A 16,627-nucleotide genomic window follows, 5' to 3' on the forward strand; every position below is an offset into this window, starting at 1 on the left:
GACGATGATGTCCCGTGGATCTAATGCAGCCCCCGCCGGACGCTGCCCAGCTTCTCGCCCTCGGGCACTTCGGTGGAGTTCTGCTTTCTCTCGGCTTCGCGCAGCCTGTCGGCCGGCGTTGGCGCGCTCCTGGCGATCATGGCATAGACGACCGCGAAATAACCGGCCTGGATGACCACCGCGCAGATGATGACACGCAGCAGTGTCGTGCCAAGCGAAGCTCCACCCAGCCAGGACCAGGCGACGACGATCGCGAGCGCGAACAGCATCCCAACGATGAATTTTGGAAGCGACATACCCAACAGCCCATAAACCGGCTCGGGTATATCCAACGATAGCCCCACCCGAGCGCCGTCCCTTGTGATGCGGGCTTGTTAAACCACCCGCTCTCGACCGGTTGCTTCCGGCCTTTCAACCTGTCGCCACCGTGACAGGTATAATTTGCAATTCTATTAAGGCGAGCAGAAGGCGGCAAGGGCAACCGCACATATTTTTGATTGCGCTTACGCGTTCGACTCTGCCATGCTGCAACGCACCCGGCCGCATTTCACTCAACCTGCAGCCATTGTAGATCTGGAGTACAACCCATAATATTAGATGGTATTTTAGGTGAATAGTCCAGAATATAGCATCGTCAGTAAGGACTCGTATGCTACGGATCCCGACACTGGGAACGAGCCGCCCACAAAACGCCCCAAAAACGCCCGGATTTTTTTATGCTTGCCCATTTATTGTCACAAATGTGCTAAACATTTCGAAATTTGTGCAGCGCGAGCTTATTATTTAGTCAATTCATGACGCGACTATTTCAGCGGCGCGGGAAATTGTGTGTTGCGCTGCAGCATTTTTTTGGTATCGTGCGGTAAACCATTCGTTCAACGCATGGAGTTTCCGTATGAGGGATATTGCCAAGTCGGCCACGGCGGGGTTTTCGCAGGCCGACACCGACTTTCCGCCGCCGATCGGCGGCCTCATCAAGCGGAGTTTCGACATCGTCGGTTCGCTGGCTGGACTGATCGCGCTCAGCCCGCTGTTCATCATGATAGCGCTGCTCGTCAAATTCTCCGATGGCGGATCGGTTTTCTATGGTCACCGTCGAATCGGGCGCGGCGGACGGCTCTTCTCCTGCCTCAAGTTCCGCACCATGGTTCCGGACGGCGACAAGGTGCTGGCAGCCTATCTCGCGACCAATCCAGAGGCCAATGCGGAATGGATAGCGACCCGCAAGCTGAAGAACGATCCACGCGTCACCCGCGTCGGAACGGTGCTGCGCAAGCTGAGCCTCGATGAATTGCCGCAGATCATCAACATCCTCCAGGGCGACATGAGCCTTGTCGGGCCTCGCCCGGTGGTCCGGGACGAACTGGAAATCTATGGCAGCGCGGCTGTCTATTATCTGAAGTCCCGGCCCGGCCTGACCGGCCTATGGCAGGTCAGCGGCCGCAACGACGTTTCCTATGACAGCCGCGTCGCGTTCGACCGCCACTATGTCGAGAACTGGTCGCTGTTCGAGGACGTTCGCATCATCATCAGAACAGTGCCGGCCGTCTGGATGTCGCGCGGCTCTTACTGATCGGCCGGCAGGATCAAGGCATCCGGCGGCAAGCTCATCGGGCGATGGGGCTAAAACGGATCGGAACGCTCAGTTGAAGATAGACATTTTCGAAGCCTTTGGCAGCGGCCCGTTTTCCGGCCGCTCGCGGCTCGTGGCGACCTGCCTTGCGATGTCGCTTGCTTTTCCCCAGATGGCCGCCGCCGACGATTACCGTCTGGGCTCCCAGGACAAGCTCACCATCCGCATCGCCGAATGGCAGACCGTCGAAAGCACGTTCCGCGACTGGTCGTCGGTCAATGGCCAATATACGATCGGCCCGGCAGGCACGCTGTCGGTGCCTTTCGTCGGCGAATTGCCGGCGGCCGGCAAGACCACGGCGGAGGTCGCTGCGGCGATCTCCGAGGCGCTGCAGCACAAGCTCGCTTTGTCGGACAAGCCCGAAGCCTCGGTCGAAATGGCACAGTTCCGCCCCTTCTACATTTCGGGCGAGGTGCAGAATCCCGGGCAATTTCCGTTTGTGCCCGATCTTACGGTGCTGAAAGCGATCAGCGTCGCCGGAGGCATCAGGCGCAACGCCGACTACGGTCCCCAGCTCGGCAAGGACCTGGTCACCGCCAAGGGCAATTTCGATATCTCCGACGACCAGCGCGTTCGGCTGATCGTCAAGCGCGCCCGCATCGACGCCGATATGGCCGGCAAGACGAGTTTTGAGGCACCCAAGGAGGTCGAAGGCGATCCGCGACTGCCGACCATCGTCGCCGACGAGATGACAATCCTTACCGCCGACCAGAAGGCGCTGAAGCTCAAGCTCGAGGCGCTCGACGATCTCAAGGGTGTGCTGCAGGCCGAGATCGAATCGCTGCAGAAGAAGATCGTCAACCAGCAGAAGCAGGTCGACCTGGCGCAGCAACAGCTGGCCAGCATCGGTCCACTGGCCCAGAAGGGCCTGGTGGCCAATGCCCGGCTTCTGGATTCGCAGCAGTCCGTCACCGACCTGCAGGGCAAGATCCTGGACTACGAGACAGCCATCCTGACCGCCAAGCAGGCGATCAGCAAGGCGACGCAGGACGCCATCGACGCCCAGAACACCTTGAGTTCGAGCCTCGCCGCCGATCGCCAGCAGACCGAAGCCGACCTGAACGAGGCCGCGCTGAAGGTGAATATGCAAAAAGGCCTGATAGCCCAGGCCACGGATCCAGCGACGACGGCCGCCATCACCAACGACCAGCAACCTACCTTGCTCTATTCGCTGGTGCGCAATGTCGACGGCAAGACCAGCGAAATCGCCGCCAAGGAAGACACACCGGTACTGCCTGGCGATGTGATCAAGATCAAGCTGGCGCCGCTGGCCAGCCAGTAGAAACGCGGAAGATCGCGGGCTCGCCGCGTTCTATCCATAGCGCAAGACTTTGAGCCTCAGCCAAGCCTGCTTGGCGGAGGTTTTTGCTGATAGATTTTCAGCACCGGAAAATCAGAATGGCTGTTGACGCAATCCCGAACGGAACCGCTACGCGGTTTTCCTGCGATGGCTTTAGCGGACTCTCATCATTACTCGGCTGCCGCGGGACGGTGAGGCCAGGCTGCCTGTCCGGCCTTGGCATCCGCCGGCTCGAAAGCCGGTGACCATCGCGTGCGGGTGACCGGCAGCTTCGCCAGCTTGAAGAAGCTGAAATACATCAGGAATGAACCCATGATGTAGGGGTTGAGTATCTCGACCTCGACGAAGGAGCGGATGAGCAGCAGCACCATCACGCCGATCAGAACCACCGATTCGGCCTGCCATGTCTTGAAGACCACCGCGGCGATGTGGCCGAGGAGCGTGCGCAGCATGATCAGCGATATCAGCACCGCCCCGGTGAAGCCGAGTTCGACAAGGGCTTCGACATAGGTGTTGTGGAAATGGAAGCCGGTGCGGGTGCTGATGTAGAATTCGTTCCACAGCCGCTCCGCCTCGGCAAAGCCCTGCACCCAATAGGCGGCATAGCCGACGCCAAGGATCGGCGATCGCATCGCGGCGTTCCAGCCCTGCTCCCACAGATAAGTCCGCCCGGTGAGCGTCGAATCCTTGCCGAAGATGCCAAGCACGAAGTCCATGAGCCCGAGATTGAGGGCGACGATGGCCACCACGACGATCATGCCGGCGCCGACCAGGAAGATCACCCGGCGGTAGCGTCGCGACAAAAGCTTGCTCATCGCAAGAAGCGCCACCAGCGCCAGAACCGCCGGTATCGAGGCCATCGAGGTGGCGGAATGCGAGACGACCAGCACATAGGCCGACAACAGCACGACCGGCACGGTCAGCATGAAACTCAGCCGGCCACGCCGAAGGAAAGCAAGGAACACGACCGAGAAATAGATGCCGAGCGAGCCGACGAAGCCGATCTGGTTCTTGGAGGCGAAGGCGCCGACGAAATTATAGGTGCCGTCGAGGACGTCCTCGGAATAGGCGCCAACCTTCAGCGAATAGAGCAGGACGAAGAATATGCCGACCAGGGCGCCTATCGTCAGGGTGCGGACGCTGACGGTGCGTGCGGCGACATAGGCGCAGGCGATATGGGACAAGTACTGGACCGCCGTTCTGGCGGTGACGCCGGGCGCCTGCGACCAGAATACGGAAAAGCAGACATAGGCCGCGAAGAGCAGCGGCAGCCAGGCGCTGGACAGTTGCCGCAGGAAACGCCGGTAGTCGACCAGAATAAGCGGAAGCCAGACGGCATAATAGGCCAGGATCAGCACCTGGCCGAAAATGACGGAATAGGAGAACGCCCAGATCGAAACGGCAACGGCAAAGCTGCCATAGACCGAATTCTTCTCGGGATCGACGAGCAGGGATTTGGGAATTTTCATCTCACGGTCCCGTCGACGCGACCCAGGACCGGCAGGCCGCAAACCAGCCGGCATATCCGCGAACAGGGTCGTACAAGAAACGGCGTCTCCATTGTGCAGTGCAATATAACCTATCGCACCCCGTGCTCAATGGCAAATCCGGTCACCTTGTCTTACAGCGCGGCGATCGCCGAGAGATGTCGGCCGTGGACGGGCCAATCGGTCATGCGCTCCGGCTGCCCATCAGAACGAGACGCTTCCCTTGAGGTTCCTTAGTCCATGCGCACGCCTAGATCGGCCCCGCCGTGGTGGGTATGGTGGAAGCGCTGCGCGACCAGCTCGAAGGAGCCGCGCCATAATCCGGCCGATTGGCCCAGACGATCCGGCCGCATGCCGGCTTGAACTCGGTCGGCGGTCACCTCACAGTCCCAGGACGGGCCAGCACGCGGGGCGGCTTCAGCCAACATGAACAGGGGGGAACACATGCCAATGAATTTCGCGGGACGCTTCGCCGACCGGTCGGCGGTCATCACCGGCGGCGCCTCGGGCATCGGCCTGGCGGTCGCGCAGAGGATCGTCGACGAAGGCGGGCGCGTCTGCGTCTGGGATCGCGATCCCGCACAGATCGAACAGGCGAAAGCCATTGTTCCCGGCCTGCGTGGAGTGACGTTGGACGTTGCGGATGCGGCAAGTGTGGAGGTCGCCGCACGATCGACGATCGACGCCTTCGGCGCGGTCGACATACTGGTCACCAGTGCGGCCATCACCGGCCCCAACATGACCACCTGGTCCTATTCGGTCGAGGACTGGCGTGGAGTCATCGACATCAACATCAACGGCGTCTTCTACTGCAACAAGGCGCTGGTGCCACACATGCTCGAGCGCAACTATGGCCGCATCGTCAACATTGCCTCGATCGCCGGCAAGGAAGGCAATCCCAACGCTTCCGCCTACAGCACCTCGAAGGCGGCGGTGATCGGCCTGACCAAGTCGCTCGGCAAGGAACTCGCCAAAACCAAGGTGACGGTCAATTGCGTGACGCCAGCCGCCGTGCGCACCGCGATCTTCAAGCAGATGAAGCAGGAGCACATCGATTTCATGCTCTCCAAGATACCGATGGCGCGGTTCGGCGAGGTCGAGGAAGTGGCGGCGCTGATCTCATGGATCGCCTCGGAGGAATGCTCGTTCACCACGGCCGCTGTGTTCGACGTCTCGGGCGGCCGCGCCACCTACTGATGCACTACAAATCCGCGTGAGCAGGCAACGATATGCCATCGCCGACGTATAGTCGGTGATGGAAGGTGTAGAAACGGCAAATATTTCAGACAGTTCCACGGGTGTGACCTTTCGCTGCGATCTCGGCGTTCAGGGAGAGGAATTCCCCCACTTCTGGGAACATACGGTCGGCAGCGGCCACGCGACGCTCGCCCTGCGCGCGGACTGGCAGGCACAGATGCGCCGGGCGCATGACGAACTCGGCTTTCGCCATGTCCGTTTTCACGGGCTGCTCGATGACGACATGGGCACGCTCATCGACCAGGACGACAAGCCGCTCTATTCGTTCTTCAATGCCGATCAGATCTTCGATTTCCTGCTGTCGATCGGCATGCGCCCCTTCGTCGAGCTGAGTTTCACGCCGACGATGCTGTCGTCGTCCGGAAAGATCGTCTTCCGTTATCGCGCCAATGTCAGCGCGCCGAAGGACTACGACCAGTGGTCGACGCTGATTTCGAAACTCGTCGCTCACTGGGTTGATCGCTACGGCCTCGACGAGGTGCGGCAATGGTTCTTCGAGGTCTGGAATGAACCCAATCTCGAGGCGTTCGGCAGCGGCAAACAGGAGGATTATTTCAAGCTGTATGCCTACACGGCAAGAGCAATCAAATCCGTTGACACGCATTTGAAGGTTGGCGGACCAGCCACAGCCGACAATGCCTGGATCGATGAGTTCATCGCTTACTGTGGCCAGAACGGCCTTCCCGCGGACTTCGTCAGCACGCACCATTATCCGACCGATGCCTTCGGCCAGCCTGGCGACGACACCGAAGCCCAGCTCTCGAAAAGCACGCGAAGCGTCCTGCGCGAGGAAGCGTGCACCGCGCGACGGCAGGCAGGCGACCGTCCGCTCTACTACACCGAATGGTGCACATCGTCGAACCCGCGCGATCCCATGCACGACGAGCCCTATGCCGCCGCCTTCATCGTCAAGACGGTCATGGAGGCGAGAGGGCTGGTTCAGGGCTACAGCTACTGGACCTTTTCGGATATTTTCGAAGAGAATTATTTTCCATCCCTACCCTTTCATGGTGGTTTCGGCCTGATGAACCTTCACGGCGTAGCCAAACCGGCTTACCGTGCCTTCGAAATGCTGCATGGCCTTGGAACCGAAATCCTGTCGACTCAAGGCAATCATCCCACCGTCGACAGTTGGTGTGTGCGCGACGGAAATTCGTTGACCGTGCTGATTTCCAACTTCGCCTTGCCGCGGCATCCGATCGCGAACGAGACCGTGCAGATTCAACTTGAGAATGCACGGCGGCCCGACATGGTAACCATCCGACGCGTCGATGCGGCAAATGCCAACCCCAAGGCGCTATGGGCGACGATGGGAAGTCCCGATTACCTGAGCCGAGCAATGGTAGAGCATTTGCATGCGGCCTCGGCGATGCCGAAACAGCCGCAAGCGATCGCCTTCAGCGATCATACCCTTCTGTTCGATGTCACCGTACCTGCGCAGGGCGTTGCTGCCATCAGGCTGGAGTTTTTATCGATTGCTTAGAGCAGATCCCGCCGCGCTGGCCGATGACGAACTGCTGGACCGCTGTCAACGCGCCGCGTTCGGCTATTTCCTGGAGAACGTGAACCCCGACAACGGGCTGGTCGCCGACACGTCGCGGCCCAATTCGCCGTGCAGCATCGCCGTCGTCGGTTTTGCCCTGTCCTGCTATCCGATCGGCGTCGAACGTGGCTGGATAACGCGTGATGCGGCTGCCTGCCTGACCCTTGCGGCGCTACGCTTTTTCCAGACCAGCACGCAAGGCAGCGGCCACGACGTCACCGGCCACAAGGGTTTTTACTACCACTTTCTCGACTTGAGGAGCGGCTTGCGCGTTTGGCGCTGCGAACTGTCGATGGTGGATACCGCCCTGCTGATCGCCGGCATGCTGGTGGCGAGCGCCTATTTTTCCCGCGACAACGACGACGAAGCCGAAATCCGCCTCCTGGCCGAGGCGCTCTACAGGCGCGTCGACTGGCGATGGGCGCAAGGCAGCAGCCCAACGCTCCGCCAGGGCTGGAAGCCGAGGAGCGGCTTTCTGCATTATGGCTGGGAAGGCTATAACGAGGCGACGATCCTCTATGTGCTGTCGATGGCCTCTCCGGACCGCCCGACCTCGGACGACAGCTACGAGGCCTGGACGGCGACCTATCAATGGGAAAACATCTACGGCCACGACGTGCTCTATGGCGGGCCGCTGTTCATGCACCAGTTCTCGCATGCCTGGATCGATTTCGCCGGCATCCGCGACGCTTTCATGCGGGAGAAGAATTCGGACTATTTCGAAAACAGCCGCCGCTCGACATACCTCCACCGCGACTACGCCCGGCACAACCCTTACGGATTTGACGGCTATGGCGAGAATTTGTGGGGCCTTTCGGCCGGAGACGGACCGGGCGGCTTCCGCGCCAGCGTGGAGCGGCGGCCCCACCGGTTTTCCGGCTATGCCGCGCGCGGCGCGCCTTTCGGACCGGATGACGGGACAATCGCGCCATGGTCCTATCCGGCGTCGCTGCCTTTCGCGCCGGACATTTGCCTGGCGGCGCTGCGTCACCTCGTCGATCGTTACCCGGAGGTGCTCGAGAATTTCCGGCTGCCGAGCGGTTTCAATCCGACATTGGCCAACCGGCGCAAATTCGGCCGCAACGGCTGGGTGTCGGAAGGCCATTACGGGCTCGACCAGGGCATCGCGGTGATGATGATCGAAAACCACCGTTCCGGACTGATCTGGAAGCTGATGCGTTCCAATCCCCATATCCGTCGCGGCCTGGGCAAGGCGGGTTTCACCGGCGGATGGCTGTCGCGGCCGGTATCCGGAGGGCTCGATGTCGCGTGAACCGACGAGAGCCGCCATCTTCCCCGTCGACAGCAACGACGTCGAACTGATCAGGCGCGCGCATCCCGCGCACTGGAAGAACCCGACCGCGAACGGCCCCTACAATCTCGTTGTCATCGGCGCCGGGCCGGCAGGGCTGACCGCCGCGCGTGACGCCGCGAGCCTTGGCGCGAAGGTCGCGCTGATCGAACGCGGGCTGATCGGTGGTGCCTGTGTCAATGTCGGCGGCATCCCGTCGAAGTCGATCATCCGCACGGCCAGGCTCTATGCCGATATGCGCGATGCCGAGAGCTTTGGCGGCGACCCGCCAGACCACCTTCGTGTCGACTTTCAACGGGCGATGACACGGATGCGGCAGATACGGCAGCGGATCAGCCGTGCCAATTCGGCCGTTTCCGTCGCAGCCGAGGGCATCGACCTCTATTTCGGCGAAGCGCGCTTCGCCGGACCGGACACCGTCGTGGTCGCGGACAGGACCCTGCATTTCAAGAAGGCATTGGTCGCGACGGGCGCGCATGCGAGCGGGCCCGCGATTCCGGGGCTTGCCGAGGCCGGTTATCTCGACAACGAGACCATGTACGACCTTACGCAATGCCCGCCGCGGCTCCTCGTCATCGGCGGCGGGCCGCTCGGCTGCGAGACGGCGCAGGCTTTCTGCCTGCTCGGCGCCAAGGTCATCCTGGCGCAGAGCGATCCGATGTTCCTGCCCGGCGAGGAGCGCGACGCCGCGCAGATCCTTTCGGATGCGCTGGCGCGCGAGGGGATCGAGGTGCGGCTGAACACCGAAGTGGTGGCGGTGCGGATGGAGGGCGAGAAGAAGGCCGCCGACCTGATGCGGGATGGCGACACGACGACGATTACGGTCGATGAGATCATCACTGGCGTCGGCCGTTCACCCAACGTCGATGGCCTGGGCCTCGATGAAGCCGGCGTGGCCTATGACGCCAGCGGCATCAAGGTCGACGATTATCTGCGATCCACCAACCCAAATGTCTACGCGGCGGGCGACGTCTGCCTCGAATACAAGTTCACCCACACCGCCGAGGCAACAGCGCGCATCGTCGTGCGCAATGCCCTGTTTCGCGGCCGCGAAAGGCTCAGCGAACTCGTTATCCCCTGGTGCACCTATACCGATCCGGAGATCGCCCATGTCGGTCTCTATCCCCTGGAGGCGCGGCGCAACGGCATTCCGGTCAAGACCTATACGGTCCTGATGCACGATGTCGCCCGCGCCGTGATGGACGGCGAAGAGGAAGGGTTCGTCAAGATCCACGTCAGGGAGGGATCCGACCGCATCCTGGGGGCGACGGTCGTCGCCAGCCATGCCGGCGAGATGATCAATGCCGTGACCCTCGCTATCCGTTCGGGCATGGGATTGCATGCGTTGGCCGATGTCATCCATCCCTTCCCGACACAGGCGCAAGGCATCAAGATGGCGGGCGACGCCTACCGACGGACACGGTTCACTTCATTGCGCAGGCGCCTGGCGGCCCGCTGGCTGGCCTGGTCCAGGCGATAAGCCTTTGCGCTCGGTCCCAGCCGGATCCGCATTGCGACCGATCCGCAAGGCAAGCGCGCCGGGCATCAGACTGTGATCCAGCGCTTGACGAAAGCACGGTTCGGCTAAACAAGTCGAAGCTGATTTCTGTGGCTGCGGGGGCCTCGTTAATGTCGTCCGAGAAAGAGCTTGCGCAACTCCTGGCGCGAAGCGTCGGGCGTCCGCCTTGAGCGCGCGGCCCGATGCCGACATGCCGGCGCGCGGCAGCGGGCGACGCGTGCTGATCGTGTGCCATGAGCCGGCGTTTCCGCCGACTTCCGGCGCGGATCTGCGCAACTATCGCAATGCCGTGGCGGCGGCCGCGTTCGGACCGGTCTGCCTGGCCTCGGTGCGGCCCAGGGCCATCGCCATGACCGCGCCCAATCCGCTGATCCGCACCGAGGCGCTGTCGATCGAGGGAGAGCCCCGGACGGCTTCCATCGGATGGTGGCGTATAAGGGAGGAGCATCGCATTTCGCGCGCGGCCCTGGCGCGGCTGGAAGCACTGATCCTCGAATTCCGCCCTGACACCGTGGTGGTCGAGAGCATCGGCCTGTTCAAGCTGCTGCGGCCTTTGCGATCGCTGGCAAAGCAGCTCATCCTCGACATGCACAATGTCGAGTCCGACTTGTCCGCGCAGGTGAAACGCGCCGAAGCAACCGCATCGCGCCTTTCCGTTGCCGCATCGGTGCCTGGCATCAGGCATCTCGAAAGAAAGGCGCTCGCCCTTGTCGACAGGGTCTGGGTCTGCTCGAACGAGGATCGCGAGAAGCTGATGCGCTTTGGCGGGCGCACGATGCCCATCCATGTCGTTCCCAATGGGATTCCTAACGTCGAGGCGATTCCCGATGTGCTGCCCCCGGAACCGTCGGCCAATAGCGGCTTTCCGGTGATCCTTTTCATCGGTCATCTCGGCTATCCTCCAAACGTCGACGCCGCCGTGCGATTGGCCCGGACCATATTGCCCCGCATCCGCCAGGCCTTGCCCGACGCGAAGCTGGTTCTCGCCGGACGCGGCCCGGAACCGGCCGTGCTGGCCCTGCGCGGGTTGCCCGATGTCGAGCTCGTCGAAGATCCCGAAAGCGTGGGGCCGCTCCTGTCCAGCGCGCATCTCAGCATCATCCCGCTCAGGGCGGGCGGGGGCACGCGCATCAAGATTCTGGAGGCGATGGCTTGGGGGGTGCCGGTGATCGCGACACCGCTCGCGGCCGAGGGCCTGGGCCTGGTCGAGAACGACGAGGTGCTGCTGTCGGCCAGCGACGAAGGCCTGGCCGCCATGGCCGTCCAACTTTCACGCGACGCCGGGCGCCGGGCAAGGCAGCGCGTGCGCGCCCACCAGGCCGTATGGGCAAGGTTTGGCCCGCAGGCGATCCGCGATGCCGTCCGTGCCGGGCTTGCCCTGGATAATGACGGCGATGACGACCAGCCGTCTCGGATCACCCCATGAGCCGCCGATTATCCCGCCGATCCTGCACCGGGCGTGGAAGACGGATAGCGTTCCCGAACGCTTCCAGGCCTATGCCGAGAGATGGAAGGGCTTTGGGGCCGCAATGTCCTACCGGTCCGTTCGCACACGCCACGCGGAGCCCGGTTGCCAGGGTCAGTCGTGCAGATCCCGCGCAATCGGCGGACCGACCGAAAATCCGGAGAACGTGACTTCGAAACCTTCACGCTGCGGCGAACAGCACATCAACCCGACATCGACCATCTTCGAGGTCGGGAAATAGGCGAGCCGCACCGGCTTCCAATGGCCGTCGGAAGCGTCCAAATACTGGACGCGGACCGCCTCGCCGTGGCGGGTCAGGCGGATCCTGACGCCGTCAGGGCCGGCGGCAATGGCCACCAACGACCAGTCCGAGGTGTCGTTGGTGACGACGACGGAGAAATAGGCAAGGCCATCGGTGTATTCGATGCCGGCCTTGATCCAGTGCCTTTCGCTCAGCCGGACCATCAGCCCGGCCTGGTCGTAAAGCACCTCGTAGTCGCCCTTGACGGTCACTTCGGCAGTGAAATCGCCCTCGACCCGCCGATACAGGAAGTGGCCGTTGTCGCGCCAGAAGCCATAGAAGGTCTCACGCCAGAAATCGGTCTCCTTGCCGGTGCGCACGCGCACGCCATCACCTTCGATGGCATGATGCGGCGGCGGGTTGAGCCAGGTCAGGTCCTGCAATGTCATCCCTTTGCACCGGTCCGTTTCCAGAGGAGGCGACGGTCCGCCGGCGGTCGGCCGGCGCGCCAGGTTATCCCGCGAACGTATAGGCGGTCTTTACCGTGGTGTAGAACTCCATGGCATAGCGGCCCTGTTCGCGCGGACCGAAGCTCGAACCCTTGCGACCACCGAAAGGAACGTGGAAATCGACGCCCGCCGTCGGCAGGTTGACCATCACCATGCCGGCTTCGGAGTTGCGCTTGAAATGCGTGGCGTGCTTGAGGCTCGTGGTGCAGATGCCCGAGGTCAGGCCGAACGGCGTGTCGTTGGCAACGGCAAGCGCCTCGTCATAATCCTGGACGCGGATGACACTGGCGACGGGGCCGAAAATCTCCTCGCGCGAACTGCGCATGGCGTTGGTGGCCTCGGTCAGCAGCGCCGGCTTGAGATAGAAGCCCGGCGTCTTGCGGTCGAGCCGTTCGCCGCCGAAAGCGAGCGTGGCGCCTTCACGGACGCCGATGGCGATATAGTCCTCGTCCTGCTTGAGCTGGGTGGCGTCGACGACCGGGCCGATCTGTGTCTGCGCGTCGAGCGCGTCGCCGATCACCAGCTTCTCCATGCGCTCCTTGAGCGCGTCGACGAAACGGTCGTGGATGCCTTTGGTGACGATCAAACGCGACGAGGCCGTGCAGCGCTGGCCGGTCGAGAAGAAGGCGCCGTTCAGCGCGCAATCGACAGCCACCGCGAGATCGGCATCGTCGAGCACGACCAGCGGATTCTTGCCGCCCATTTCAAGCTGGAACTTGCGCATGTGCTCGACGCTTGCCGCCGCGACGCGCTTGCCGGTTCCCACCGAGCCTGTGAAGGAGATGGCGTTGACGTCGGGGCTGTCGAGCATCGCCTGGCCGACCACCGAGCCCTTGCCCATGACGAGGTTGAGCACGCCCTTGGGCAGGCCGGCGCGATGCAAGATGTCGACGATGGACCAGGCGCTTTCGGGAACGAGCTCGGCCGGTTTGAAGACGATGGTGTTGCCGTGGGCCAGCGCCGGAGCGATCTTCCAGGCGGGAATGGCAATAGGGAAATTCCACGGTGTGATGATGCCGACCACGCCGACCGCTTCGCGCGTGATCTCGACGCCGACGCCCGGCCGCACGCTTGGCACCACCTCTCCCGACAGGCGCAATGTTTCGCCGGCAAAGAAATCGAATATCTGGGCGGCGCGGATGGTCTCGCCAATGCCCTCGGCCAGCGTCTTGCCTTCCTCACGCGCCAGATTGCGGCCGAGTTCATCCTTGCGCGCCATGATCTCGTCGGCCGCCTTTTTCAGCACCGCATGGCGCGCCAGCGGACCGGAACGGGACCACGCTGGAAACGCCGCCTTGGCCGCCGCTATCGCCTGGCCCGCCTGTTCGACCCCCGCCGAAGCATATTCGCCGACGACGTCGCCGGTATCCGAGGGGTTGATGTTGCGGGAGCCGGCATCGCCGACCCATTCACCATCGATGAGGTTTTTTCGAAACGCTGTCATGTCCTTGCCTTCCTGGCTGTTGGCCGCGCGGCGGCATCTGTCTGAAGTGGTATTTGCCAGACAATTGCCTTGCGGGAAAGCACGCACTGGGCCTGGAGACCGCGACAAAAGTCCCCGGGCTGCACCCACGCCTTCGCGGCAGCGGCGACGGAGCCGCGTCGCCAAGCAATCCGGCTAACATGGGCGGGCAGCGCTCCGGGTCAAGGCCGGATCGCCTGTACAGGCATGTCCACAATCTTGATTTGCCTGGTGTGGCGTGTCATGCGTCGTCACGATGGCAGCAATCGAAACGACGATCCAGCGCGCCGGCGCCACCGGCAACGTCAAGGCTACCCGCGAAGACTGGCTGAAGCTGGCGCTTGAAACCCTGATCTCGGACGGCGTCGAACGCGTCCGTGTGCTGACGCTTGGCCAGCAACTCGATGTCTCGCGCTCGAGCTTCTACTGGTATTTCAAGAGCCGGCAGGATCTGCTCGACCAATTGCTGGACCACTGGCGGCAGACCAATACCCGATTCATCGTCGAGCGTGCCGCACGCCCTTCCACGACTGTCATTCGCGGGGTGATGAGCATTTTCGAATGCTGGGTGGACGAAAAGCTGTTCGATCCCCGGCTGGATTTCGCCATCCGGGCATGGGCTCGCCGCTCTCCCACCATCCGGCGTGCGCTCGACGAGGCCGACGAAGAACGCGTCACTGCCATCCGCGGCATGTTCTTGCGTCATGGCTATGAGGAGGAAGACGCGTTCGTTCGCGCTCGCGTGCTCTATTTCATGCAGATCGGCTACTATTCGCTCGAACTCAACGAGCCGATGAGCAGTCGCCTGCCGCATGTTGCCGCGTATCTGCGCAGCTTCACCGGCCAGGAGCCTTCGGCTGCGGATGTCGAGGATTTTTCGTGCTACGTCGCGAAAGCGGTCTCCGGCGGCCGGTAGCCCGAAGACTCCGAACTCGTGATCCCAATAGCGCTTCGCCATGGAACGAAGAACCGGCGGCGATAGGATGGTAGGTTCCGGCTAAAGCGTAAACGACCAGAACAGGCAGGCCAGCGTGGCGGCGGCAAAGATCACGAAGAACAGGCTGCGCAGCAGCACGTTGCGGCGTAACTCGTTCATGACGAAGTGGCAACCGACGACCGCCACGGCAAACAGGAACCGCCAGTTCAACAACGCCAGAAGAGCGCTGCCCTGACCGAAGGCCCATCGGGCGAGCAGGCCGCCGACGATGGTGGCGAACAGCACAATGACAGTCCAGAAGATCGCATCGGCGGCATGGAGGAGGACGATACTGGCCGCGCGGATCGGCAGGATCATCATCAACAGCGCGCTGAAGAAGAAAATTGCCGCAAGCGGAATGAACGTTCCGGCGTCGGCGATGCCGTCGAGACGCTTGACGCCGATCGCCCCATAGGGATAGCCGTGACGGGCCACCGCAAGGCTCAGCGCCATGAGCAAGGCGGTCAAGACGGAGACGAGTGCGAAGGTCGTGAGGGCTTTGCTCATGGGGTTCCTGTCCCGAACGAATCAGACAGGAACCGGTGTAACCGATGGTCGTAAATTGCGCGTAAGCTTTCACCCGCCGCCGGCATCCCGAAGGGGATAACCGTCAGGGCAAAGCCACTCGGCGACGACCAGGTCGACCGCAGCGCGCGCCGTCCGCCTCCGGCAGATCAGCTCCAGGCGTGCAGCGGCGGATTCTCGCCGTTGAGGAAATATTTGCCAAGGATCGAATATTTCCAGCGCACCGGATCGTGCAGCGTGTGCGTGCGGGCGTTGCGCCAATGGCGATCGAGATTGTGCTCGGCCAGCGTCGAGCGCGTGCCGGCCAGTTCGAACAGCTTGTTCGTTGCGGCGATGGCGATTTCGGTCGACAGGATTTTTGCTTCCGCGGTAACGATCTGGGCATGCGCGACCGTTTCGGCTGTAGGCTCGGCCACCGCCTTGTCGATGGCATGGCCGGCCTTTTCGAGCAGCGCCTGCGCCGCGTGCAGGCGCAGCGTGAGGTCGCCGACAGCCTGGATGGTATAGGGATCGTCCCAGGCATTGTCGAAGCCGCTGTCGATCCAGGCGCGGCTCCTGGTCCTGACAAAGTGAACCGTCTCGTCGATCGCCGCCTGGGCGATCCCGGTGTCCACCGCCACCTGGATTATCTGGAAGATGGCGCCGTCGGCGGTCGGCTTGTCGTAGCCCTTGTAGCCCGGCACCAGATACGTCTTCGGCACCTTGACGTTGTCGATGATGACGGTGCCGGAGAGCGTCGTGCGCTGGCCGAAGCTCGACCAGTCGTCGATAACGGTCAGGCCGGGCGCGCCACGGTCGGCGATGGCATACCAGGCGCGACCTTCGTCATCGAGCGCCACGATCGGCACCAGATGGGCAAGCAGCGCGCCGGACGAATAGAATTTGCGGCCGTTGACGACGACATGGTCGCCGGCGTCGGTGAAGCGGGTCTCGAAATCGGCGGCGCGCTTCGAACCGAACTCGGAAAAGGCGTTGCCGAACCGGGTGCCCTTCAGCGCCTCGGTGAACAGCAGCTTCTGCTGTCCCACATCCGACACGGTGCGGATGGCCGCGATGACGCCGAGATGGTTCTGCGCGACCTGGCCGATTGAGGAATCGGCCGCCGAGATGATCTCGATCACCTTGACCAGCGTCGCATAGGACAGTTCCGGCCCGCCGAATTCCTTCGGCACATTGATCGACCACAGGCCGCTTTGGGAGAAGGCGTCGAGCTCGGCAACCGGCCAGATACGCTCGCGGTCGCGCCTGGACGCCCCCTTGACGAATTCGGCGGCGAGCGCATGGGCGATGGCGATCGCCTCCGCATCGTCCCTGATGATGTGTGCTGGTGCCGAGGGCCTTGCGACCGGCGGTACGGCGGCGGAAGCATGGTCTGTCTTGACGGTCGAGACGGTCATT

14 protein-coding genes are annotated in these 16,627 nt (G+C 62.6%); 8 read left to right on the top strand and 6 right to left on the bottom strand.

Annotated features, from left to right (window positions below):
- Nucleotides 1-20: 20 nt before the first annotated feature.
- The gene (locus FJ543_RS14555) at nucleotides 21-296 is read right to left on the bottom strand and encodes a hypothetical protein (protein WP_015314231.1); all 276 of its coding nucleotides are present in this window, start codon (nucleotides 294-296) and stop codon (nucleotides 21-23) included.
- 599 nt (nucleotides 297-895) lie between these two features.
- Between FJ543_RS14555 and FJ543_RS14560 the strand changes: the two genes are divergently transcribed.
- The gene (locus FJ543_RS14560; RefSeq protein ID WP_015314232.1) at nucleotides 896-1,573 is read left to right on the top strand and encodes a sugar transferase; all 678 of its coding nucleotides are present in this window, start codon (nucleotides 896-898) and stop codon (nucleotides 1,571-1,573) included.
- An 85-nt stretch (nucleotides 1,574-1,658) separates the two neighbouring features.
- Complete coding sequence (locus FJ543_RS14565; RefSeq protein ID WP_181173994.1) at nucleotides 1,659-2,915, top strand: polysaccharide biosynthesis/export family protein; 1,257 nt, start codon at nucleotides 1,659-1,661, stop codon at nucleotides 2,913-2,915.
- Between the two features lie 188 nt (nucleotides 2,916-3,103).
- Here FJ543_RS14565 and FJ543_RS14570 read toward each other — a convergent pair whose 3' ends face one another.
- Nucleotides 3,104-4,402, bottom strand: coding sequence for an O-antigen ligase (locus tag FJ543_RS14570; protein ID WP_140875684.1), 1,299 nt, complete (start codon nucleotides 4,400-4,402; stop codon nucleotides 3,104-3,106).
- Between the two features lie 462 nt (nucleotides 4,403-4,864).
- Between FJ543_RS14570 and FJ543_RS14575 the strand changes: the two genes are divergently transcribed.
- The 5 genes from FJ543_RS14575 (at nucleotide 4,865) to FJ543_RS14595 (ending at nucleotide 11,477) form a co-directional block, all read left to right on the top strand.
- Nucleotides 4,865-5,617: an SDR family NAD(P)-dependent oxidoreductase gene (locus FJ543_RS14575; protein ID WP_140660034.1), complete on the top strand. Its 753-nt coding sequence runs from the start codon at nucleotides 4,865-4,867 to the stop codon at nucleotides 5,615-5,617.
- Between the two features lie 103 nt (nucleotides 5,618-5,720).
- Entirely contained in the window at nucleotides 5,721-7,160 is a 1,440-nt protein-coding gene (locus FJ543_RS14580) for a glycosyl hydrolase (protein ID WP_224622929.1), read from the top strand.
- Complete coding sequence (locus FJ543_RS14585; RefSeq protein WP_140875688.1) at nucleotides 7,153-8,493, top strand: glucoamylase family protein; 1,341 nt, start codon at nucleotides 7,153-7,155, stop codon at nucleotides 8,491-8,493. The genes FJ543_RS14580 and FJ543_RS14585 overlap by 8 nt, the downstream gene beginning before the upstream one ends.
- Nucleotides 8,483-10,012 (top strand): mercuric reductase, encoded by a 1,530-nt coding sequence (locus tag FJ543_RS14590; protein ID WP_140875690.1) that lies wholly within the window; start codon nucleotides 8,483-8,485, stop codon nucleotides 10,010-10,012. The genes FJ543_RS14585 and FJ543_RS14590 overlap by 11 nt, the downstream gene beginning before the upstream one ends.
- 205 nt (nucleotides 10,013-10,217) lie before the next feature.
- Nucleotides 10,218-11,477: a glycosyltransferase family 4 protein gene (locus FJ543_RS14595; RefSeq protein ID WP_224622927.1), complete on the top strand. Its 1,260-nt coding sequence runs from the start codon at nucleotides 10,218-10,220 to the stop codon at nucleotides 11,475-11,477.
- Between the two features lie 153 nt (nucleotides 11,478-11,630).
- Here FJ543_RS14595 and FJ543_RS14600 read toward each other — a convergent pair whose 3' ends face one another.
- A complete protein-coding gene (locus FJ543_RS14600; protein ID WP_140875692.1) occupies nucleotides 11,631-12,206 on the bottom strand; it encodes a DUF1349 domain-containing protein in 576 nt (191 codons plus the stop codon).
- Nucleotides 12,207-12,270: 64 nt separating this feature from the next.
- Nucleotides 12,271-13,710, bottom strand: coding sequence for an aldehyde dehydrogenase family protein (locus tag FJ543_RS14605; RefSeq protein ID WP_140660037.1), 1,440 nt, complete (start codon nucleotides 13,708-13,710; stop codon nucleotides 12,271-12,273).
- 274 nt (nucleotides 13,711-13,984) lie between these two features.
- Here FJ543_RS14605 and FJ543_RS14610 point away from each other — a divergent pair, with 274 nt between their 5' ends.
- The gene (locus tag FJ543_RS14610) at nucleotides 13,985-14,644 is read left to right on the top strand and encodes a TetR/AcrR family transcriptional regulator (RefSeq protein WP_181173982.1); all 660 of its coding nucleotides are present in this window, start codon (nucleotides 13,985-13,987) and stop codon (nucleotides 14,642-14,644) included.
- Nucleotides 14,645-14,725: 81 nt separating this feature from the next.
- Here the strand turns inward: FJ543_RS14610 and FJ543_RS14615 are convergent, their stop codons facing one another.
- The gene (locus tag FJ543_RS14615) at nucleotides 14,726-15,211 is read right to left on the bottom strand and encodes a hypothetical protein (protein WP_015314243.1); all 486 of its coding nucleotides are present in this window, start codon (nucleotides 15,209-15,211) and stop codon (nucleotides 14,726-14,728) included.
- Nucleotides 15,212-15,378: 167 nt separating this feature from the next.
- A complete protein-coding gene (locus tag FJ543_RS14620; protein ID WP_140875696.1) occupies nucleotides 15,379-16,626 on the bottom strand; it encodes an SfnB family sulfur acquisition oxidoreductase in 1,248 nt (415 codons plus the stop codon).
- Between the last annotated feature and the right edge of the window lies 1 nt (nucleotide 16,627).

Source organism: Mesorhizobium sp. B2-5-7 (assembly GCF_006440875.1).
Classification (GTDB): domain Bacteria; phylum Pseudomonadota; class Alphaproteobacteria; order Rhizobiales; family Rhizobiaceae; genus Mesorhizobium; species Mesorhizobium australicum.

Coding starts and splice junctions, on each gene's coding strand:
- FJ543_RS14555 (WP_015314231.1), bottom strand. CDS start 296: ATGTCGCTTCCAAAATTCATCGTTGGGATGCTGTTCGCGCTCGCGATC.
- FJ543_RS14615 (WP_015314243.1), bottom strand. CDS start 15,211: ATGAGCAAAGCCCTCACGACCTTCGCACTCGTCTCCGTCTTGACCGCC.
- FJ543_RS14560 (WP_015314232.1), top strand. CDS start 896: ATGAGGGATATTGCCAAGTCGGCCACGGCGGGGTTTTCGCAGGCCGAC.
- FJ543_RS14575 (WP_140660034.1), top strand. CDS start 4,865: ATGCCAATGAATTTCGCGGGACGCTTCGCCGACCGGTCGGCGGTCATC.
- FJ543_RS14620 (WP_140875696.1), bottom strand. CDS start 16,626: ATGACCGTCTCGACCGTCAAGACAGACCATGCTTCCGCCGCCGTACCG.
- FJ543_RS14610 (WP_181173982.1), top strand. CDS start 13,985: ATGGCAGCAATCGAAACGACGATCCAGCGCGCCGGCGCCACCGGCAAC.
- FJ543_RS14590 (WP_140875690.1), top strand. CDS start 8,483: ATGTCGCGTGAACCGACGAGAGCCGCCATCTTCCCCGTCGACAGCAAC.
- FJ543_RS14570 (WP_140875684.1), bottom strand. CDS start 4,402: ATGAAAATTCCCAAATCCCTGCTCGTCGATCCCGAGAAGAATTCGGTC.
- FJ543_RS14605 (WP_140660037.1), bottom strand. CDS start 13,710: ATGACAGCGTTTCGAAAAAACCTCATCGATGGTGAATGGGTCGGCGAT.
- FJ543_RS14600 (WP_140875692.1), bottom strand. CDS start 12,206: ATGACATTGCAGGACCTGACCTGGCTCAACCCGCCGCCGCATCATGCC.